The 21,890-nt window shown below is 59.8% G+C and carries 17 protein-coding genes; 7 read left to right on the top strand and 10 right to left on the bottom strand.

Going from position 1 to position 21,890, the window contains the following annotated elements; translation table 11 throughout:
* Positions 1-3: 3 nt before the first annotated feature.
* The 3 genes from bcor_RS02745 to bcor_RS02735 are packed head-to-tail and all read left to right on the top strand — an operon-like array spanning position 4 to position 2,087.
* Positions 4-543 carry a peptidylprolyl isomerase gene (locus bcor_RS02745; RefSeq protein WP_033497123.1) on the top strand — a complete coding sequence of 180 codons (540 nt, stop codon included), beginning with the start codon at positions 4-6 and terminating at the stop codon, positions 541-543.
* A gap of 15 nt (positions 544-558) precedes the next feature.
* On the top strand, positions 559-1,038 hold the full coding sequence (locus bcor_RS02740) for a very short patch repair endonuclease (RefSeq protein ID WP_033497125.1): 480 nt from the start codon (positions 559-561) through the stop codon (positions 1,036-1,038).
* A 2-nt stretch (positions 1,039-1,040) separates the two neighbouring features.
* Positions 1,041-2,087, top strand: coding sequence for a Gfo/Idh/MocA family protein (locus bcor_RS02735; RefSeq protein WP_033497127.1), 1,047 nt, complete (start codon positions 1,041-1,043; stop codon positions 2,085-2,087).
* 17 nt (positions 2,088-2,104) lie between these two features.
* On the opposite strand, the gene bcor_RS02730 is transcribed toward bcor_RS02735, so the two are convergent.
* The gene (locus bcor_RS02730; protein ID WP_033497129.1) at positions 2,105-2,683 is read right to left on the bottom strand and encodes a haloacid dehalogenase-like hydrolase; all 579 of its coding nucleotides are present in this window, start codon (positions 2,681-2,683) and stop codon (positions 2,105-2,107) included.
* Positions 2,684-3,022: 339 nt separating this feature from the next.
* On the opposite strand from bcor_RS02730, the gene bcor_RS02725 reads away from it, so the two are divergent.
* Entirely contained in the window at positions 3,023-3,463 is a 441-nt protein-coding gene (locus bcor_RS02725; protein ID WP_045921211.1) for a MarR family winged helix-turn-helix transcriptional regulator, read from the top strand.
* Positions 3,464-3,666: 203 nt separating this feature from the next.
* Here the strand turns inward: bcor_RS02725 and bcor_RS02720 are convergent, their stop codons facing one another.
* On the bottom strand, positions 3,667-5,058 hold the full coding sequence (locus bcor_RS02720; RefSeq protein ID WP_033489941.1) for a replication-associated recombination protein A: 1,392 nt from the start codon (positions 5,056-5,058) through the stop codon (positions 3,667-3,669).
* Positions 5,059-5,386: 328 nt separating this feature from the next.
* Here bcor_RS02720 and bcor_RS02715 point away from each other — a divergent pair, with 328 nt between their 5' ends.
* Complete coding sequence (locus tag bcor_RS02715) at positions 5,387-6,895, top strand: amino acid ABC transporter substrate-binding protein/permease (protein WP_033497131.1); 1,509 nt, start codon at positions 5,387-5,389, stop codon at positions 6,893-6,895.
* A gap of 44 nt (positions 6,896-6,939) precedes the next feature.
* Positions 6,940-7,734, top strand: a complete 795-nt coding sequence (locus tag bcor_RS02710; protein ID WP_081870408.1) for an amino acid ABC transporter ATP-binding protein — start codon at positions 6,940-6,942, stop codon at positions 7,732-7,734.
* Between the two features lie 214 nt (positions 7,735-7,948).
* Here the strand turns inward: bcor_RS02710 and bcor_RS02705 are convergent, their stop codons facing one another.
* The 7 genes from bcor_RS02705 to hisS form a co-directional block, all read right to left on the bottom strand.
* On the bottom strand, positions 7,949-10,486 hold the full coding sequence (locus bcor_RS02705) for a DEAD/DEAH box helicase (protein WP_051875624.1): 2,538 nt from the start codon (positions 10,484-10,486) through the stop codon (positions 7,949-7,951).
* 203 nt (positions 10,487-10,689) lie between these two features.
* Complete coding sequence (locus bcor_RS02700) at positions 10,690-11,865, bottom strand: amino acid ABC transporter permease (protein ID WP_033497133.1); 1,176 nt, start codon at positions 11,863-11,865, stop codon at positions 10,690-10,692.
* 5 nt (positions 11,866-11,870) lie between these two features.
* A complete protein-coding gene (locus bcor_RS02695; RefSeq protein ID WP_033497416.1) occupies positions 11,871-12,548 on the bottom strand; it encodes an amino acid ABC transporter permease in 678 nt (225 codons plus the stop codon).
* Between the two features lie 2 nt (positions 12,549-12,550).
* Positions 12,551-13,402, bottom strand: a complete 852-nt coding sequence (locus bcor_RS02690) for a glutamate ABC transporter substrate-binding protein (protein ID WP_414734081.1) — start codon at positions 13,400-13,402, stop codon at positions 12,551-12,553.
* 44 nt (positions 13,403-13,446) lie between these two features.
* The gene (locus bcor_RS02685) at positions 13,447-14,193 is read right to left on the bottom strand and encodes an amino acid ABC transporter ATP-binding protein (RefSeq protein ID WP_033489936.1); all 747 of its coding nucleotides are present in this window, start codon (positions 14,191-14,193) and stop codon (positions 13,447-13,449) included.
* 340 nt (positions 14,194-14,533) lie between these two features.
* A complete protein-coding gene (gene aspS / locus bcor_RS02680; RefSeq protein WP_033497135.1) occupies positions 14,534-16,339 on the bottom strand; it encodes an aspartate--tRNA ligase in 1,806 nt (601 codons plus the stop codon).
* Positions 16,340-16,377: 38 nt separating this feature from the next.
* Positions 16,378-17,763, bottom strand: coding sequence for a histidine--tRNA ligase (gene hisS / locus bcor_RS02675; RefSeq protein WP_033497137.1), 1,386 nt, complete (start codon positions 17,761-17,763; stop codon positions 16,378-16,380).
* Between the two features lie 123 nt (positions 17,764-17,886).
* Here hisS and bcor_RS02670 point away from each other — a divergent pair, with 123 nt between their 5' ends.
* A complete protein-coding gene (locus bcor_RS02670) occupies positions 17,887-19,422 on the top strand; it encodes a DUF349 domain-containing protein (RefSeq protein WP_420796644.1) in 1,536 nt (511 codons plus the stop codon).
* 89 nt (positions 19,423-19,511) lie between these two features.
* On the opposite strand, the gene bcor_RS02665 is transcribed toward bcor_RS02670, so the two are convergent.
* Entirely contained in the window at positions 19,512-21,866 is a 2,355-nt protein-coding gene (locus bcor_RS02665) for a RelA/SpoT family protein (protein ID WP_051875789.1), read from the bottom strand.
* Positions 21,867-21,890 lie beyond the last annotated feature (24 nt).

Raw genomic sequence — 21,890 nt, 5'->3', positions numbered from 1 at the left:
GGCATGACTACCATCATCATGCATACATCGGAAGGCGACATCCGCCTTGACCTCTTCGACGACAAGGCACCTGAAACCGTGTCCAACTTCCTGGATCTGGCCCAGGGCAAGAAGACATGGACGGACCCGGAGACCGGCCAGGAAAGGGAGGACCCCTTCTACGACGGTCTGACCTTCCACCGAATCATCAAGGACTTCATGATTCAGGGCGGCTGCCCCCTGGGAACAGGCACAGGCGGCCCCGGTTATGAATTCGACGACGAGATTGACTCCGAGCTGACCTTTGACCAGCCCTACAAGCTGGCCATGGCCAATGCCGGCCTGCGTCGTGACCCCGCCACGGGCAGGGCCCACGGCACAAACGGCTCCCAGTTCTTCATCACGACCGTACCCACCCCCTGGCTGGATGGTCACCACACCATCTTCGGCCAGGTTGCCGATGAGGATTCCAAGAAGGTCGTCGACAAGCTTGATGCCGTAGCCACCGACTCCGGCGACCGCCCCCAGGAACCGGTCTTCATCAACAGCATCGAAGTGCTCTGAGCATAGGGTCCGGGTATGCCTTCGAAGGTGGCTCCAAGCAAGTACAAACCCGGCACCCGCAGCTACACCATGTCCCGCATCAGGGGCAAGGAGACCTCCATCGAACGGTTGGTCCGGTCCTACCTCTTCGCCCGCGGACTCCGCTTCCGCAAGAACGACAAAAGGTACCCGGGCCACCCCGATGTGGTCCTGCCCAAGTGGCGGGCCATGGTCTTCGTCAACGGCTGTTTCTGGCATATGCATGAGGGCTGCGCCAAATTCTCCATCCCTAAATCGAACGTGGAATTCTGGACCACCAAGCTGACAAGGAACCGTCAGCGGGACCAGGAACAGGGCAGCAAACTGCGTGCCATGGGATGGAGGGTCTTCACGGTATGGGAATGCCAGTTGAATGCCACCCACCGCGATAAGACCCTGGACGAGCTGTATCAGGCCATCATCGACCCCGATCGCCAAGACGAATCGATAAAAGCACCAATCCAAACAAAGGAGTAAGGATGAGTAGATTGAACGGCAGGCGGCAGGAAGCCCAGCAAAAGGGAAGGCACGTCAACGTGGCTATTTTGGGGGCCGGCCGCATAGCCCACTCCCTGGCCAGGACACTGGTCATGATGACCAAGGATGAGCGCTACAGCCGACTTGTGGCCCCCTACGCCGTGGCCTCCCGGGACCGCGAGCGCGCCGGAGCCTTCGCAGCCCAGTATGGCTTCGAGCACCCATACGGTTCGTACCAGGAACTCCTGGAGGACCCCGAAGTCGACCTGGTCTACATCGCCACCCCCCATAATCTGCACGCGGAACAGGCCGTAGCCTGCATGGAGGCCGGCAAGAACGTCCTGGTTGAGAAGTCGTTCACAGCCAACGCCAAGCAGGCCAGGCAGGTGATCGAGACCTCGCAGAAGACAGGACTCCTCTGCACCGAAGCCATCTGGACCCGTTACATGCCTTCACGATCCATCATCGACCGCATCGTATCATCCGGCGATCTGGGCACCGTGCAGACGGTCACCGGCAATCTGGGCTATGTGACCACAGGAAAAGCCCGCATGACCGACCCCGCTCTTGCCGGCGGCGCCCTACTCGATGTGGGCGTCTACCCGCTCAACTTCATCGACATGATCATGGGGCCCAGGCCCATCGAGCGAATCACCACAGACTGGGTACGCAGCCCCGAAGGGGTCGACAGCCAGAATTCAACGACCCTGCTCTACCAGGACGGGTCCATGGGGGTGGCAACCAGTTCCATGGTTTCGAACAGTGACCGCTTCGGCTCCATATGGGGAAGCGAGGGCTACCTCATGTGCGGGAACATCAACAACGTGGAATCCCTGGACCTCTACGACAATACGCACGAAAAGATCCGCAGTTATCCAATCCCAGATCAGCTGACAGGATACGAATACGAGGTGGCCAGCGCCGCCGAGGCCATCCTGGACGGACGGACCGAGTGCCCGGAGATGCCCCACCACGATACCCTGCGCATCATGGAGCTGATGGACTCGATTCGCCAGCAATGGGGTCTGGTCTACCCATTCGAAGGCTGATTCCTTGTTCCGAAGGGTCACTTGATGCGGTGCACGCATCCCCTCTCAACCAGGTATGCCTTCCTGGCCAGCTGCACCATCGGGGCATCGAAGTCGCTGTCGGTGTAGAAGGAGTCAATCCGTGCACCGTCCCCGACCGCTTCCATGAAATGAACTGGTTTGCCCGGACCGAAGTTGAGATACCCGACCTCCAGGGTCTCCATATCGAGTGTCGAACCGATGCATCGGCCCACTCCCAGGCGGCGGCACGCCTCTCCCGCCACCACATCGAAACTCGCCGTCAGGATGACATCATCCTGACGGGGTCGGTACCAATCCATGATTTTGCTCATGTTCCTGTCCCAGAATTCGCTGACCAATCGATCCATATCAAAATCGGGACGGGACGTGAGCTGCTGTAGATACCTGCCGCCTATGCGGCGCATGGCCCTGTCGAGCTCTTCCAGGGTTACCCTGCCGAGCCGGTACCTGATGGCGTAGTACAAGGCGGCAGGGGCGAACCTCACCATGCTGCCGTACCGGCGCAGGGTGAAGAAGTAGAAGTCGAGCAGGCTCTCACCGTCATAGATGGTGCCATCGAAATCCAGTACCCGCATACCAACCTTCCTGACCAGGGCTCAGAACGAAGTGAACCCTAGCGTGCAGTAATGACAGGAGCGAGGGTATCTTTCCCCTTGAACCCAGACCTGGCAATCCGCACGTCCACCGGTAATCGAGTCCTGACATCTCCGGTAGGGCTCGTCAGATTACTTGCCAATCACTTGATTATTGTCATCGAGACTCCACGGTATGTACTATTGTCGCTATTCTGTCGGTTTTGCCATGGAAAACAGGGGGGTTGGCCATGTCGGAACATCGGCAGTAGACGAAAGGCAGCATGATACCCATGAGGGGGGGGGGCATGTTCGTATCGGTTAGGGAAAGGCAACTGAACCATGCTCAGGAAGAAGCAATACCACAACCTCAGTGGCTGCATTGCCGGCATTTACCGGCACTCAAGAAACAACATCAACAGGTACATCAAGAGCAACGGAATCAGGGGCACGCAAAACGACCTGATCATACACCTCTATGACCACCCGGGACTGAGTCAGCGGCAGATCGCCCGTGATCTCTGCGTCGACCCCAGCCTTCTGGCTCGTGACCTGAAGGCCTTGATTGAGCAGGGCCTGGTGAGCCGTGAGCAGAACCCCTCCGACCGTAGGGTGAATGTCATCACCTTGACCGAAAAAGGCTCCGATATCGCCCAGGACAGGATCAAGGCAATCAACGGTTGGTGGGCAGAGCTCTTCGATGAGAATCCTCAGATCGATCCCGAGGGCTTGTATAAGGAGTTGCGTTGCGTTTACAACCGACTCCTCACAGCCGATGCGTGAGGGCCACCGAACCACGGAAAAGGCTGTGCTCCTTCTTTGTGTCCGGGCACAGTCTTTTCCCTTATCTGCCGCAGAGGTCACCTGATACAAGGACTCTCACCCGGCATCGATGCCGTTCTCACAGCCAGAGAAAGCAACCAGGAAGAACAGGTTGCCTAGGCAGCGATCACCCATCCTCGATTCGCAGGCAAATCCATCACGACTTATCTGTCACCGGACCCGCTCTGTGAGCCATCAGCCTGATCCAGTATCCGCCTGATGGCCTCCAGCCGAGGCCCAAGCTGGTGTTCATACCCGCGGTCCTTGGGCTGGTAATAACGACGACCTACCAGATCGTCCGGCATATACTGCTGTGGCGCCACGGCACCCGGAGCATCATGGGCGTACTGGTAACCCTCGTGGTTGCCCAACTGCTTCATCAGTTTGGTGGGTGCATTGCGCAGGTGCAGGGGAACCGGACCGGTCCTGCCTGCATCAACATCGGCAAGCGCATCGTTGATGGCCATATAGGTGGCGTTTGATTTCGGGGCCGTCGCGACCGCAACGACCGCCTCAGCCAAAATCAGCCGGGCCTCGGGCATCCCCACCATGGCTACGGCCTGGGCCGCCGCCACCGTTACCTGAAGCACCTCGGGAGAGGCCATACCGACCTCCTCGGCCGAGGCGATCATAATCCGCCGGGCAATGAAACGGGGATCCTCCCCCGCCCTCAGCATCCTGGCCAGATAGTGCAGGGAGGCATCCACATCAGACCCTCGCATGGACTTGATGAAGGCCGAAGCCACGTCGTAATGGTCATCACCCTTTTTGTCGTACCGGACCGTGGCCACATCCATCACCGAGGAGACCACGTCGGCGGTGATAATGGGGCGCCTCGCCCCCTTCGCCCTGGGGCCGTCCTGAGTCACAGCCCCGGCCGCCGCCTCCAGAATGGTCAGCGATCGACGGGCGTCTCCCCCGGCGAAGCGGACAATCTGATCCAGGGCCGCAGGATCCATGCGAACCTGGTTCTTGAGTCCTCGCTCATCCTTCAGGGCTCGCTCGATCAGGGTTTTGACATCCTCCACATCAAGGGCCTCCAACTTGACAACCACGGAACGTGACAGCAGGGGCGCAATGACGGAAAAACTGGGATTCTCTGTCGTGGCGGCAATCAGGGTCACATCCCGGTTCTCAACACTCGGCAGCAAGGCATCCTGCTGGGACTTGGAGAATCGATGGACCTCATCGATGAAGAGGACCGTCTCCTGGCCACTGGTGACGAGTCGCTCGTGGGCCCGGGCAATGACGTCACGAACCTCCCTGACTCCGGATGTGACAGCGGAGAGTTCTTCGAAATGCCTTCCGGACTGACCGGCCACGATGTATGCCAGGGTGGTCTTGCCGACCCCGGGAGGACCGAAGAGAATGATTGAGCTGGGTGCAGTCAGCTTATTGGCCGGATCAGCCCGGGCCAGACGTTCCAGAGGTGTGCCGGGGGCGATGACCTTGTCCTGGCCCAGCACCTGGTCAAGTCTGGTCGGACGCATCCGTACAGCCAGGGGCAGGGTGTGATCCTGCGGAGGATCTGCCGCCTGAAACAGATCATCAACCATGGTGCACCTCTCTCATACGCTTACCTGATTCGTTTGCTCTGATGCTACTTCCAGCATAGGTGGTACCTCAGGCAGGCAAGGCGCGCCTGACCGACCGCAGCGATGGCAAATCGTATCGCCATACGCGAATTAAACGGTTCGTAACCATCGACGAGTAGAGTATTGCTCTACTTCACAGGCGTGAACAGAACAGATATGCCTTGATGTAGCTCGTGCCAAGCCCGGAAACCCCTACCGGGCGTACCATTCGGTACAGCACGTCTTGAAACGCACGTTTCATATCCATGCCCCCTGTGGGGCACAGTACAGTCAGGAAGGGATGCACGTGATGTCTCTGAGGAATGATCAAGGCAGGAGCCTGAACCTGCCCAGGTGGGTTGCGATCCTCCTGTCGCTGCTGTTGGGTGCCGCCACCCTGGCAGGAACCCTGGTGACGACCGGGGAGACGGCAGAGGCGTCCACCGTCTCTCAGGCGGTCGAGGGGAAGACCTTCAGAATCGCCACGGACACCACGTTCGCCCCCTTCGAGTTCCGCGACACCACAGGCGAACTGGTCGGTATCGACATGGACCTGATCCGGCAGATTGCCGAACGGGAGGGGTTCAAGGTTGAAATCCAGTCCCTGGGCTTCAATGCCGCCCTCCAAGCCTTGACCTCCAAGCAGGCTGACGCCGTCATCGCCGGCATGACCATTACCGAGGAACGCAAGCAGGTCTATGATTTCACGGACCCCTACTTCGATTCCGGCGTACAGATGGCCATTGCCAAGAGCAACGACGAGATCAAGGGATACAAGGACCTCAAGGGCGCGGTTGTCGCTGTCAAGACCGGCAGCGAGGGCGAAGCCTTCGCCAAGCGGAATGCAGACAAGTACGGCTACTCGATCAAGGCGGTCGATCAGTCTTCCACCATGTACGAAATGGTCAAGTCTGGCAACGCCCAGGCCGTCGTGGATGATTACCCCGTCCTGGCCTATGGCATAACCCAGGGCAACGGGCTCAAGACCGTTACCGAAAAGGTACCGGGCGGTTCATACGGAGTGGCCGTCAACAAGGGTGAGAACCAGGACTTCGTGGCCGCCTTCAATGAGGGTCTGGCCAAGATGAAGACCGACGGCAGCTATGACAAGCTCCTCAAGCAGTACCTGGGTCAGAGCGGCTCCGGAAAGAAAGCCGCAGCACCTAAACTCAGCTTCTTCGGCCTGGTCCGCCAGTCCTTCCCCTCCCTGATGCTCGGCCTGAAGAACACCCTGCTGATTACGGCCATGGCCTTTGTCATCGCCCTCCTGATCGGCGTTGTTCTGGGCCTGTGGCGAATCAGCCCCAACAAGATCCTCTCCTGGATAGCACGGATCTATGTGGCGATTTTCCGGGGTACGCCCGTCCTGGTCTGGGCCTTCTTCTTCTACCTGGGTGTTCCCCAGCTGATTGGCCATAAAATCAGCATCTGGCTTGCCGGTGCCCTGACCCTTGCCCTGAATTCCGGTGCCTACCTGGTGGAAATCGTCCGAGGAGCCATCCAGTCGGTCGATACCGGACAAATGGAGGGGGCTCGGTCCCTGGGGCTCACCCGGCGCATGGCCCTTCGCAGGGTCATCCTTCCCCAGGCTGTTCGCATCGCCACCCCGTCCATCATCAACCAGCTGGTCATCATGCTGAAGGACTCCTCGCTCCTCCTGGCCATCGGGTTCGGCGAGCTGCTCTACCAGGCCCAGCAGATATACGCGGCCAACTTCCGCGTTACCGAGACCCTCTTCATGGTGGGCATCATCTACTTCGTGGCCATAACCCTGTTGACATGGCTGGCCAATATCCTTGATAGGAGGATGAACCGATGAATCAGGCACTGAACCAGGCCATTGGCGGGCTTGAGGATTCCGACATGGACACCAGCCGGCTGACCCGGCGAATCCGTCAGACCCAGCAGAGCGACAAGCAGGGAAATACCGGAGTGGCCGTCAGAATCAAGGACCTTCACAAGCGCTACGGGAATACCGAAGTGCTCAAGGGAATCGACATGGAGGTGAAGTCGGGCGAGGTCATTTCGATCATCGGCCCCTCCGGCGCCGGCAAGTCCACCCTTCTGAGGTGCGTCAACGCCCTGGAGATGCCCAGTTCCGGATCGGTCACCGTCTACGGCATGGATCTATCCGACCCCAAGACCAACATCGACAAGGTCCGCGAGCATGTGGGCATGGTCTTCCAGCATTTCAACCTCTTCCCCAATATGAGCGTGGCGGAGAACATCATGCTGGCACCTTGCATGATTCACAAGACCCCCAAGGAGGACGCCTACCAGCAGGCGCTGGACCTCCTGGAGATTGTGGGACTCAAGGAGAAGGCCGATACGCGCCCCACCGACCTTTCGGGCGGACAGCAGCAGCGCGTCGCCATCGCCCGTGCCCTGGCCATGAATCCTGCCGTCATGCTCTTCGATGAAGCCACATCAGCACTGGACCCTGAAATGGTGGGCGACGTGCTGGAAGTCATCAGATCCCTGGCCGAGGGCGGCATGACCATGCTCCTGGTCACCCATGAGATGGGATTCGCCAGGGAGGTCTCATCCCGGGTCATCTTCACTGACGCAGGAGTGATCGAGGAGGAGGGAACACCCGAACAGATTTTCGGGAACCCCCAGAGCCCCAGGCTTCAGTCCTTCCTCTCCAAAGTGCTCTGATGACAAAACACCTCATTCACAGCCTCTGGCGTTCGTCCGAGAACCGTGCCAAGCCCTGACGAACACCAGACGGACACATGGACAGGGAGGCCCCTGCTTCGGGTTGCAGAAACCGAAGCAGGGGCCTCCCTGGTTTTTCAGTAGGAGGGCCTGCACATGTGACGGCCCGAACACCGGTTCACTCCATGCAGGGATGCCACTTGAACCGTCCGGGTCAGAGGGCCATGAGTTCTTCGATGGGCCCGACCCTATAGCCGCCGAATACCACCTGACCGCTTTCCTGGGTGGCTTCCAGGTCTACGATGCCGGCAATCCCCCAGTCGTGGTCTCCCTCCACGTCGTCGAAGATCTGGCGGACCTTCCAGGTGTGATTCCTGGATTCCCCCTGCTGGTTAATGCTGAAGTAGTCGGTGGACCGGGCCTGGGCATCCGTCCGTATCTCATCATGGGCCTCATAGAGGTCATCCAGCGTGTCCTGCCAAGCCCGCAAGCCGTAACCCCAGTCGGAGTCCAACTCGGCCAGACGCTCGGGTCTGTCGTTGGCGACCAGTTCCACCCGCTGGAACATGGCGTTACGGACCAGAACCGTCAGCCCTCGCCGGTCCCTGACCACCTGGTCGTCCTGGCTGGGCGGGGCTGCGTCCAGACCGCTCCCCTGGTCAGAGTCCGTACGTCCTGCGGCCTCCCACTCATCGACCAGGCTGGAATCGACCGATCGGACAATCAGCCCAAGCCAGGAGACGATATCCTCCAGGCGCTCGTCCAGGTACTCTTCGGGAACCGTCCTGTCCAAGGCCCTGTAGGCATCAGAAAGGTAGCGCAGGAGGGTCCCCTCCGACCGGGATATGCCATAGCGAGATATGTACCCGTTGAAGTCCGAGGCCGTCTCAACCATGTCGCGCAGGACGGACTTGGGGTGAATCTCATAGTCGTTGGCCCAAGGCACGTCCCTGCGATAGCGGTCAAAGGCCTCTGCCAGCATATCCCCCATCGGCATGGGGTAGGTCACCTCCTGGAGCCGTTCCATCCGATCCTCATATTCAAGCCCCTCCTCTTTCATCTCCTGAATTACCACATCCCTGGCCTGTCGCTGCTGGGCCTTGAGTATCTGCCTGGGATCCTCCAAGGTGGCCTCGACCATGGAAATGAGGTCCATATCGTACGAGGGATCATCGGGATCCAGCAGCTCCAGGGCGGCCAGAAGAAACGGCGAAAGAGGCTGATCCAGAGCGAAGTCCTCAGGCAGATCGACGGTGGTGTAGTAGTCAAGACCACCATCAGGGTTCCGCTCCGTTTCGATGACCTCGGTGTCGGTCAGGGTCTGGAATATCTCGTCGGCCCTCTCCTGGAGGTTCTCCTTCTGCTGGGGCGTTTGACGGGAGTCCTCAATGAGGTCTTCCACCCTGGCGCGGGCATCACCACCCTGAGCCACCTCGTTCAGGACCATGGCATGGGTGATTTTCAGGTGTGGTGTCAGGGTTTCGGGGCTGGCGTGGATCAGCTTGTCGAAGGTGCCCTCGCCCCAAGTGACGAAACCCTCCTGAGGCTTCTTCTTTTTGATTCGTTTCAGCTTCTTGGGATCATTGCCTGCCTTGGCCACAGCCTTGGCGTTTTCGATTTCGTACTCTGGCGCCTCGGCCACGACCAGGCCCTGGGTATCGAAGCCCATCCGACCCGCGCGCCCGGCTATCTGGTGGAATTCCCTGGCCCGGAGCCTGCGCATCCTGGCCCCGTCGAACTTCGTCAATCCTGTCAGCAGGACCGTATGGATAGGTACATTGATGCCGACTCCCAAGGTGTCCGTACCGCAGATGACGGGGAGCAATCCCTCCTGGGCCAGCTGCTCAACCAGTCGGCGGTAGCGGGGAAGCATGCCAGCATGGTGGATTCCCACGCCAGTGCGGAGAAGCCGCTGCAGTATTTTGCCGAAGGCCGTCGTGAACCGTGTTCCGGCCATGGCCTCCTTGACCCGATCACGCTGCCTTCGGTCCGACACCCCTGAACTGGACAGGGCCTGGGCGGTCTCCAAGGCAGCATCCTGGGAAAAGTGGACGATGTAGACCGGAGTGTCCTGATTCTCCAGCAAGGATTCGACCGTTGTCGGCAGGGGTGTATCAACGTATCTGTATGACAGCGGTACAGGTCGTGGGGCATCCGAAACGATGTCCACATCCGATCCTGTCTTCCGCTCCAGGTCATCGGCAATTTGGCTGACATCACCCAGGGTGGCTGACATAAGCAGGAACTGGGTGTCGGGGAGGGTCAGGAGCGGTACCTGCCACGCCCAACCCCTATCGGGGTCACCGTAGTAGTGGAATTCATCCATGGCCACACAGCCGATATCGGCATGACGCCCCTCGCGCAGGGCCTGGTTGGCAAGAATCTCCGCCGTGCAGCATATCACCGGCGCATCCGTATTGATATGGGTGTCACCGGTAATCATCCCCACCCGGTCACGACCCAGAACCTTGACCAGATCGAAGAACTTTTCAGAGACCAGAGCCTTGATGGGCGCCGTGTAGTATGACCGCCTCCCGGTGCAGAGGGCGATGTAGTGCATGGCGAGAGCCACCATCGATTTCCCTGAACCTGTCGGAGTGGCAAGAATGACATGATTCCCAGACACCAAAGAGAGGATGGCCTCCTCCTGATGGGGCCAGGGGGTGATGCCTCGGGATTCGACCCATTGGAAGAAGCGCTCATAGATGTCATCATCCGTCAGATTGCGCGGCTCTCCCCACTCCGGCACCATGTCGCCGAGGAGAAGAGGGTCCCCGGTTTGCTCCTTGGACGAGGTCTCCCCCGGTGTGGATGAGGTGGGTTGCACATGTTCTGACAAAGACATGACTCCCAGTCTATCCATCGGCAATCACATAGGGTGCCGGACTCATGGAAAAGCCCCCGCCTGCCAACATCGATCAGGCAGGGGCGGAGGCTCACTGACAGGAATCAGGTTCAGGATTTCCTGCTGGACGAATCGGAGGCGCCATTGGAACCGCGCCCCTTCTTCTTCCCCTTGTTCCTCTTGTCCTTATACGGGATAGGTGGCTTGAGGAAATCGGATATCTCCATGCTCCTGGGCTCGACCAGGGTATCCGGCTGGGTACGGTCGTATCCCTGGATGTACCGGGTCTTCTTCCAGTGCTTGATGGAGGCGTTGGACCCCCGATGATGCTCATGGTACTGCCTGGGAGCGCCACCGTACTTGTCCTCGTCGACCTCCTTGGCCACGGCGATCTGGTTCACATTCGAGGGATCCATGATGGCCAGGGGTGCCACCGGCTCCACAAAATCAGATGGGGCCGCCGTCCGTTCCTGCATCTTCCTGGGTAGCCAGCGCGCGAAATGCGAGAGAAGGAAGCAGACGAAGAAGTAGACCACGGCCGCAACCACCAGGGTCTGGAGGATGTTGAAGTACATGGATCCCAACCGCCGAGACTCCTGGAGCAGATCCGTATACATGATGATTGAACCGAGGGCCGTATCCTTAAGAACCACAACCAGCTGGGTCACGGCCGCAGGGAGCATGGCGTAGACCGACTGGGGCACCTCTATCTGCATCAGCGACTGGGTCCTGGTCAGACCGAGGGCCAGGGAGGCTTCACGCTGTCCGTTGGGCAGGTTGCCCACCCCGGAACGTATCAACTCGGCCACAACAGAACCGTTGTAGAGGATCAATCCCAGAACAACGGCCCAGTAGGAGGCTTCGCTGATGCCGGAGAAGGCGAACCACCGCCAGAAGAAAATCATCAGCATCAGAACGGGGACGGCCCTGCAGAACTCGACGATAAAACCGGAAACCGTTCGAACGATGACGCTGGGAAGGAGGCGTCCTATGCCGAAGATGAAACCGAAGAGGACTGAGCCTATCACTGCCAGGACCGCGGCCTTGAGTGTCAGCCATAGGCCCGGCAGGTAGAAGTCCGTCCAGGCCTCATAATCAAGTGCCGGCTTCCATAGATCCCAACTGAGCTGGTTCTCCCCGCCCGGGGGATTGTGCAGACGCATCAGAATCAGGACAATAACCAGTGCGAAAACCAACGCCGCGACGAAATTGGCGATACGAATGACGCGACGCCCCTTGGGACCGGGCTGGTCAAAGAGGAGTGAACTCTCGTTTGTCTGTGCCATCCCGTTCACCTCCTCACGGCTAGCTTGTTGGACAGGAAGGTGGTCAGGGCCCCGATGGGCAGAATCAGAACAACGTATCCCATGGCGAATATCAGGAAGATCGCCACGATGGAATTGGCATGGTACTCAATCATCTCGCTCATCAGGGAGGAGCTCTCCGAAGCCACCGACGCGGCTGCAGCCACCGTGGAGTTCTTCAGGAGAGCGATGAAGGTGTTCCCCAGAGGCGCAACCGATCCTCGGAAGGCCTGGGGCAGGATGATCTCAGAGGCCGACTGTATGAAGCTCAGACCAAGGGCTCTGGCTGCTTCCGCCTGACCTAGGGGAACCGTGTTGATGCCGGACCGCAGGGACTCGCAGACGAAGGCTGCTGTGTAGAAGGACAGTCCGACCACGGCCAGCCAGAAGAAGTTCACGGAAAAGACGTCCGAGAAACTCAACTTGAGCTGGGCAAAGGCACCCAGGACCATGAAGACCATGATGATGGTCAGGGGCATGTTCTGGAAGAACTCCACATAGGCCTTGCTGAAGATCCTCATTGAGGAGATCGGCGAGATGCGCATGACCACCAGGAGCACACCCAGAATGAGCGAGAAGAGGGCAGCCCAAAGCGTCAACTGGATATTGACCCAGAAGGCGCCCGGTATGTTGTACTCGGAGAATAGCTGAAGCACGGAACCCATGATCACTCCCCTTCCTGAGGCTTGGGCGGATTGAACTGGGGATTGGGCTTGTAATGGGTGCCCCTGGTGTTGTTGTCGAGGGCGCGCTGCCAGGAGCCGTTGGCCTCCATATCCACCAGAGCGGCGTTGATCTTCTTTGCCAGTTCCTTGTCGCCTTTCTTGATGCCCACCCCGTAACGCTCCTCGGTGAAGGGCTTGCCGACCAGCCTGAGCCGCCCGCGGGAGGCTGAGGCCAGGCCCGCCAGGATGATATCGTCCGTGGTAACGGCATCGACAATCCCCGAAAACAGCGCGGTGGCGCACTCGGCGTATCCGGGCTGCTCCATGAGCTGGACCTCGCTGGCGAACTTCTGCTTGACGGTGACGGCCGACGTAGAGCCGGTCACCGAGCAGAGGCGCTTGCCGTTCAGGTCCTCCGGCCCGTTGATCTGGTGGTCATCCGTCCTGACCATGAGGTCCTGCCCGGCCACAATGTACGGCCCGGCAAAACTGACCGCCTTCTTTCGTTCATCGGTGATGGAGTATGTGGCCAGAATCATGTCCACGTCACCGTTCTGAAGCATGGCCTCACGTTGCTTGGAAGGGGCCTCCTTCCAGACGATGTCGTCTTCCGAATACCCCAGCTTGTTGGCTATGTATGTCGCCACATCAACGTCGAAACCCACGTAGGTTCCGGACTTCTTGAATCCCATTCCAGGCTGGTCGAATTTGATTCCGATGCGAATCTTGCCGGCCCCCTTGTCCGACCCGCAGGCCGCCAGGGAGAAGAGACAAGCCATGGCGCACAGGGCCGCTGTCAGGTTGCGTAAGAACCGCCTGGCATGGACCACCATCCCTTGCATGTTGTCTTTCATTCCATGTTCTTTCTATGACTGTTCAAGTCTTGCCTTCACTCGACTCAGTGAGTGAGTATCTTGGAGAGGAAGTCTTGGGCGCGCTTGGTCTTGGGGTGGTCGAAGAAGCCATCGGGGGTGTCCTCTTCGAGGATGCGACCATCGGCCATGAAGACGATTCGATTGGCTGCCCTGCGGGCGAATCCCATTTCGTGGGTGACGCAGATCATGGTCATCCCCTCCTGGGCCAGCTGGGTCATAACATCAAGCACCTCGTTCACCATTTCAGGATCAAGGGCCGAGGTGGGCTCATCAAAGAGCATGATCTTGGGCTTCATGGCCAGGGCACGCGCAATGGCCACCCGCTGTTGCTGACCGCCGGACAGCTGGGAGGGCATCTTGGATGCCTGGGATTCCACTCCGACCCTGGCCAGGAGATCCATAGCCAGGTCCTCGGCATCCTTCCTCTCCATATGGCGCACCTTGATCGGCGCCAGGGTCATGTTCTCCAGGATGGTCTTGTTGGCGAACAGGTTGAAAGACTGGAAGACCATACCCACCTCGGCCCTCAGATTGGCCAGGTCCCTACCTTCCTGCGGCAGGGGTTCGCCGTCTATCCTGATGACACCGGAATCGATGGACTCCAGCCTGTTGATGGTCCGGCACATGGTCGACTTGCCGGAACCGGACGGACCGACCACCACCAGGACCTCCCCGGTGTTGACCTTCAGGTTGATGTCCTTGAGGACATGCAGGGACCCGAAGTGCTTTTCGACGTGGGACAGTTCCACCAAAGGCTTGGTGGCTGTCATGGCTGCTGAGACGCCATTACCGGCATGGCTTTCCACGGTAGGCGCTGTTCTTGTCTCGGTTTCACTCATAAACGGCAGTGTAGTCAAGGTTTGTTAGGAGGCAAGAAACGAGGTTGGTTCCAGATAGGCGTTGATGGTGCCGAATCGGATAATCCTTGGAAAACCGCTGAATAGCAAAAAGGGAAACGGGAAAACCAGTCTCGCATATTGAGCAGGAGCGTGTATTTCAGGAGGAGATGCGAATGAAACATGGGAATCAGCGGGAAGGATAACCCAGCACCCTGAAAAGCAATGGGGAGGGGCCGAAACAGATGGCCCCTCCCCTGCACGAAATCGACCGTCAGTCGGTCTCGTCCTCTGCATCCGGGTCGTAATCGACGCCGGTCTCGGCACGCTGGTCATCGGAGATGGGAGCCGGGGCACCGGTCATCGGATCCTGTCCGCCACCGGACTTGGGGAATGCGATGACATCGCGGATTGAATCGGCCCCGGACAGAATCTGCGCAGCCCGATCCCATCCGAAGGCGATGCCCGCGTGGGGCGGTGCACCATACTTGAAGGCCTCAAGCAGGAATCCGAACTTCTCCTGGGCCTCTTCCTTGTCGATACCCAGCACGTTCAGGACCCTGTCCTGGATGTCATCACGGTGGATACGGACGGAACCGCCGCCTATCTCCTCGCCGTTGCAGACGATATCGTAGGAATCACTCATGGCATGCTCGGGATCCTGGTCGAACCTGTCAATCCAGTCTGCCGAAGGCATGGTGAAGGGATGGTGCATGGAGGTCCACTTGGAGTGCCCCACTGCCACATCGTCGTCCTCCGGGTCATCCGTTGGCTTGAAGAGCGGGAAGTCGACAACCCAGGCAAGGGCGAACTCATCAGGCTTCAACAGCCCCTGACGACGGGCTATCTCGACCCTGGCGGCACCCAGGAGGGTCTGGGACACCTCACGCTGACCGGCGGCAAAGAAGACGGCATCACCATTCTCGGCATGGACGGCCTCCTTGAGCCCTTCACGCTCCTGGTCCGACAGGTTCTTGGCCACAGGCCCCTTGAGAACACCGTCTTCGGAGAACTGGACATATGCCAGGCCCTTGGCCCCACGCTGTCGGGCCCACTCCTGCCATGCGTCGAATTGACGGCGGGGCAGGTCGGCGGCGCCCTTATAGACCACGGCACCAACGTAAGGGGCCTGGAACACCCGGAAGGGGGTGTCCTTGAAGTAATCGGTCAACTCGACAATCTGGTTGCCAAAGCGCAGGTCAGGCTTATCGGAGCCATACTTATCCATGGCATCATGCCAGGAGATGCGCTGGATGGGGAGCTTGACCTCAAAGCCGGCTGCCTTCCAGACGGACGCGATGACCTGCTCGGCCATGGCCATGACATCCTCTTGCGAGGCGAAGCTCATCTCGATATCAAGCTGGGTGAACTCAGGCTGGCGATCGGCTCGGAAGTCCTCGTCACGGTAGCAACGGGCTATCTGGTAGTACCGCTCGAACCCGCCGACCATCAGCAACTGCTTCAGGAGCTGGGGGGACTGCGGCAGGGCATACCAGGAACCGGGAGACAGGCGGGCCGGCACCAGGAAGTCACGGGCACCCTCAGGAGTGGACTTGATCAGGGTGGGCGTCTCGATTTCGCAGAAGTCCATATCATCCAGGGCGGCACGGGCGGCCTTGTTCATCTTGGCCCTAAGTCGAATCGCCTGCTGCATGGAGGGCCTGCGCAGGTCCAGATAGCGGTACCTGAGGCGGACATCCTCACCGGGAAGCTTGTTCTCGGACTCGTTCTCCAGGGCCGTGGAGACCTGGAAGGGCAGGGCATCGGACTTGGAAAGCACCGTGATGGCATCGGCCACGATCTCGACATGACCGGTGGTGAGATGGTCGTTGTCGTTGCCTTCGGGCCTGGCCCGCACCATTCCTTTGACCTGGACGACGAACTCGCTCCGAAGGGGACGGGCGACCTCTTCGTCGTAGATGACGACCTGGACCAGACCTGAGCGGTCCCTCAGATCAATGAAGGCCACACCGCCATGATCTCGACGACGATCCACCCAACCGGCGACCGTAACCTCTTCTCCGATCCTGGCCTCGGTGACCTCCGTGGCGTAGCTGGTTCTGTAAGCCGAACGGCCCATGCTTCCTCGTTCCTCCATTGTGCTCGCCTGTCCCTGTGTCAGGCCTTGAATTCCACTGTCTGCCGGGCATATACGCTATCCGGCGTCCAAGACAGCAAATCAGCAGGTTCCTGATCTCCTGTGATGATGTTCTTGACCTGGTCGCCCTCTTCCCCGTCTTCCTGGGCCGGGAACCAGACATAGGGGATACCCAGATGGTCGGCGTACCGGATCTGCTTGCCTATCTTGGCGGCTGTCGGTGCCACGTCCGCCGCTATCCCCCTGGCCCTGAGGTCCTGGGCGATGTGGTTGCTGGCGGGGCGGTCATCCTCGTTCCAGACGGCCACCATGACCGATGCCGGGGAGACGCGCGAGGCCTGGGCCCCATGGGCCAGCAGGTACGACAGGAGTCGGGAGAGCCCGATGGACAGGCCCACACCCGGATAGGTCTTCTTGCCCTGGGAGGCAAGGTTGTCGTAGCGACCGCCGGAGCAAACGGAACCAAGGGACTCGGCCCCCTCAAGGAAGGTCTCATATACGGACCCGGTGTAGTAGTCCAGGCCGCGGGCGATCTTCAGGTCCGCGATGACCGCGCCGGGTCTGATCCTATCGGCCTCGTCAATGATCATAGCCAGGGTTCCCAGTCCCTCCATGGCCAACGCATAGGAGTCCGATCCCTTATCCATGCCTACCCTGTCGGCCAGGTCCTCGAACCGCTCGCGCAGCTGGTCGCCGTTCCGGGCGGTCAACTCGGCCAGATCCAGGCAGGCGCGGGCCTGTTCCCGGTCGGCACCGCACTCAGATACCAGAAGGTCGGCAACCTCGTCCGCCCCGACCTTGTCCAGCTTGTCGATCTCGCGGAGCACACCCTCGATGTCGGTCAGCCCAATGCCCCGATAGAACCCTTCGGACAGCTTACGGTTGTTGGCATGGACCGTGGGTTTGGGCAGGCCGAACGCGCGAAGCTCCTCCAAGGCGCTGAGCATGACAAGCGGCACCTCTACCTCGTAGTGGTCGGGAAGATCACCATTGCCCACCACATCCACATCCGCCTGGACAAACTCGCGGAACCGGCCTTCCTGGGGCCTCTCCCCCCTCCAGACCTTCTGAATCTGCCAACGCTTGAAGGGGAAGACCAGCTGCCCGCTGTTCTCGACCACGTACCGACTCAGGGGCACGGTCAGATCAAAATGGAGTCCGAGGCGGTTCTCGACCGGCACGTCCTTTTCCTGGCCCAGATCCTGAAGCCTGGAAAGGAGATAGATCTCCTTGCTGGTCTCACCCTTTTTGAGCAGACTGGCGCCCTGCTCCACGGCCCTGGTCTCTATGCCTATATACCCGTTGAGCTCAAAAACCCTGCGGAGAGTATCGATGACCCGCTGCTCAACCACCCGCTGGGAGGGCAGCCATTCCGGAAATCCTGATAATGATGCGCCTTTTGCCATAAGAACCTATAATAGAAGAAATCAAGGAAAACGCACCGTCGTATTCTGCGATCTCTCCAACACACAAGCTTAAAGGAGCTGGCCATGGCCGACGAGACTGCCACCACACCCGAGAACACCCAGATGCCCGAGGGGGAGCAGCGCACAGACAATGCGGTGGGCGGCAACGCAACCGCCGTCACCCCCCAGGTCGGCACCGAGCCCACTGCCACAGCCGAAGCTCCGACACCCTCCGAGCCTGAGGTAACACCCGAAGCACCGGCAGCACCGGTTTCCCCTGTTGCGGAAGCCGCACCCGCCTCCGCCGGAAAGCCCGTACCTGCTCCGGGCAAACCCGAAGGTCCTGCCCCCACACCGGCTGCTTTTGCGAAGAAGACCCCGCAGGTGGCCCCCGCTCCCGGCACACCCACATACTCCGATAAGGACATCAAAGAGGCCGAGAGTTTCGGCCGGGTGGACGACGAAGGCAATGTGTTCGTCAAAGAGGGTGAAACAGAACGCCAGGTAGGCCAGTTCCCGAACGCCACCAAGGATGAGGCGCTGAACCTCTATGCTCGCCGCTTCCTGGACATCAGGGAGAAGCTTGACCTCTTCGCAGCCCGGCTCAAGACCACCAAGATCAAGCCTCACGAGATTGACGAGTCGGTCAAGAGCCTGGGTGAGGAAATCAAGGAGCCTGAGGTCGTCGGCGACATCGCCTCCCTCCGGTCCCGTCTTGACGACCTGACCAAGCAGGGCCAGGCGAAGAAGGAGGAACTGGCCGAGGCCCGAAAGGCCGCCATGGCCAAGGCCATCGAAGAGCGCACAGTCATCGTTCAGAAGGCCGAGGAACTGGCCAATTCCCTGGATGAATCGACCAACTGGCGTTCCACGGCCGACAAATTCCGCTCCCTCTTCGAGCAGTGGCAGAACCACCAGCGCACCGCCATCCGCATCGATAAGGCCGAAGCGGATGTCCTCTGGAAGCGTTTCTCCTCAGCCCGGACCACATTCAATCAGGCACGCCGTAAGTGGGCCCAGCAGCGTGATGCCCAGCGTTCCGACGCCAAGCGCATCAAGGAAGAGATCATCGCCCAGGCCGATAAGATCAAGGATTCGACCGATTGGGGCGCCACCTCCCATGAGTTCAATGAGCTCATGGACCGGTGGAAGCAGGCTGGGCGCGCAGGCCGTCAGGATGACGACCAGCTCTGGGCCCGCTTCCGACAGGCCGCCGACGTCTTCTTCAACGCCAGGCAGGCCGACCGCGACAAGACCTCCGTCGATGAAAAGGACAACCTGTCCAAAAAGGAAGCCCTTCTGACCAAGGCGGAGGCCCTGCTGCCCGTCAAGGATGTCAAGGCAGCCAAGCAGGCCCGCCAGGCCCTGGCCTCCATCCAGGAGGAATGGGACCAGATCGGATATGTCCCCCGCGATGACGTCCGACGCATCGAGGGCCGGATGGATGCGGTGGACAGGGAGATCAAGTCCGTGGAAGATGCCGCTTGGAACCAGTCCGACCCCGAAACCGATGCACGCGTGTCCAGTTTCGAGGGGCAGCTCAGGGCCCAGCTGGAAGAGCTCAACCAGCAGATCGCCGCCGAGACCGACCCGGATAAGAAGCGTCAATTGGAGACCGAGAAGGCCACCAAGGAACAGTGGCTGAGCGCAGTCAAGTAATCGGCTCTCCTCGCCCGTGATTCAGGGCAAACCTAAAAGGGGGTCCGCACCGGTAGTAAGGTGCGGGCCCCCTTCACTTATGTCCTGTTCTAAAAACTGCGCATATGCGGGGTACCCGAATCCTTGGCGCCCGTCAGACGGTATGCGTCAAAGACCCCGTCAATCCTGCGGACGGCTGCCAGGAGGGTATTGAGATGCTGCGGGTCGCCCATCTCGAATACAAACTGACTGATGGCCACCCGGTCGCGACCGGTTGACTGGCTGCCGGACAGGATGTTGACGCCATGGTCCGAGAGGACCTGTGTGATGTCAGAGAGCAGATGCGGCCGATCAAGGGCCTCGACCTGAATCTGGACCATGAAGGTTCCCTGCTTGCTGGTCCAGGCCACCTCGATGATACGTTCGGGTTGCTTGCTCTTCAGGTCCAGAAGATTCTGACAGTCGGCCCGGTGAACAGAAACGCCCTGGTTCTTGGTGATGAATCCGACAATCCTGTCCCCGGGTACCGGGGTGCAGCAACGGGCCAGCTTCACCCAGACATCGTCCACGCCCTTGACGGAAATGCCTTGGGAGGACTCCGTGTGGGTGGTCTTGGTCACCTGGCCCAGGGGGATGGCCTCCTGCTCCACCTCGTCTTCCAGGTTGGACCTGCCGGCATCCTGGACCAGTCGTGAAATGACGTTTTGCGTGGATATCTGCCCGTCACCGATGGCGGCATAGACGGCTTCTTCGTTCGGGAAGTTCAGCTCGTCTGCCGCCCCGACCATGGCCTCCGGAGTCAGGAGGGTGTTGACAGGCAGATTGCGCTTGCGCATGGCCCTGATCAGGTCGTCCTTGCCCTCTTCAATGGTCTCGGATCGACGTTCCTTGCTGAACCACTGACGAATCTTGCTGCGTGCCCTGGGACTCTTGGCGAAACTGAGCCAATCCCTGGATGGCCCGTTGGTATCGGACTTGCTGGTCAGAATCTCGACCGTGTCGCCGTTCTGGAGCTTGGTGTCGAGAGGTACCAGGCGCCCGTTGACCCTGGCCCCCATGGTCCGGTGCCCGACCTCGGTATGGACCGAATAGGCGAAGTCGACAGGGGTCGAATCCGCAGGCAGGGAGATTATCTTCCCCTTGGGGGTGAAGACGTATACCTCCGAAGATCCCAGATCGTCCTTGAGTGATCCCAGGAACTCATCCGAATCGGGAGTCTCGCTGGTCCAGTCCGCCAGTTGCTGAATCCACTTGAGGTTGTCCTCCTGTGACAGCTCACTGACTTCTTCCTTTTCGCGCTTGACATCCGACTGGTCGGGTTGGGAGAGTTGCCTGCCGGCTGTCCCGTTCGCCTTGTACTTCCAGTGGGCGGCGATGCCGAACTCGGCCCTGCGATGCATCTCCCAGGTCCGTATCTGGATCTCGACCGGCTTGCCCCCGGGGCCAACCACCGTGGTGTGGAGGGACTGGTACATGTTGGTCTTGGGCATGGCTATGTAGTCCTTGAACCGGCCAGGAACCGGCGACCAACGGGCATGGACCGCGCCCAGTGCCGCATAGCAGTCTCGGATGGAATCGACGATGATCCTGACACCGACCAGGTCATAGATGTTCGCGAAGTCATGTCCCCGCACAATCATCTTCTGGTAGATGCTGAAGTAATCCTTGGGGCGGCCGGTCACCTGTGCTTCGATGCCCTGGGAGTCCAGATCCTCATGGATTTCGTCCAGTATCTGCCGCAGATAGACCTCACGCTGCCCCGCCCGCCTGGAAACGAGGACCACGATTTCGTCGTAGATCTTCGGGTAGAGGGTCTTGAAGCTGAGCTCCTCCAACTCGGTCTTGATGGCGTTCATACCCAGCCGATTTGCCAGAGGGGCGTAAACATCCAGGGTCTCACGGGCCTTACGTTGGGCCGATGAGGGTTTTACGTACCGCCAGGTACGGGCGTTGTGGACCCTGTCGGCCAGCTTGACCACCAGGACCCGAACATCCCGACTCATGGCCACGATCATCTTGCGGATGGTCTCGGCCTGGGCCGAATCACCGTAGTCCATCTTGGATATCTTGGTGACCCCATCGACCAGACCGGCCACCGTATCACCGAACTCCTCCCTGCACTCGTCAAGGGTGTAGTCGGTGTCTTCGACCGTGTCGTGCAGGAGACCCGCCGATACCACGGTCGGCCCCATGCCCAGGTCGGCCAGGATCTGTGCCACGGCAAGGGGGTGGATGATGTATGGCTCCCCCGATTTGCGCCTCTGGTCGGCATGTTGCCTGACCGCACGGTCATAGGCCTTCTGGAGCATGGAGAGGTCTTCGTCGGGATGGTGGGCCCGGCATATCCATCTGATGGGGGCCAGCGGATTGAGAGGATTGTCGCTCACCTCGCACCCCAAGGCGCGGGAAGACAGCTCAGACGGCCCCTTGCCGCTCACGTCATTGCCGCAGACGCTGCCTTCCATAGCGACCATCAAACCTCCAATGTC

It is taken from the genome of Bifidobacterium coryneforme, assembly GCF_000737865.1.
In the GTDB taxonomy this organism is placed as follows: Bacteria; Actinomycetota; Actinomycetes; order Actinomycetales; family Bifidobacteriaceae; genus Bombiscardovia; species Bombiscardovia coryneformis.
The sequence above is the reverse complement of the archived record's forward strand: the minus strand, read 5'-3'. Positions and strand labels throughout refer to the sequence as shown.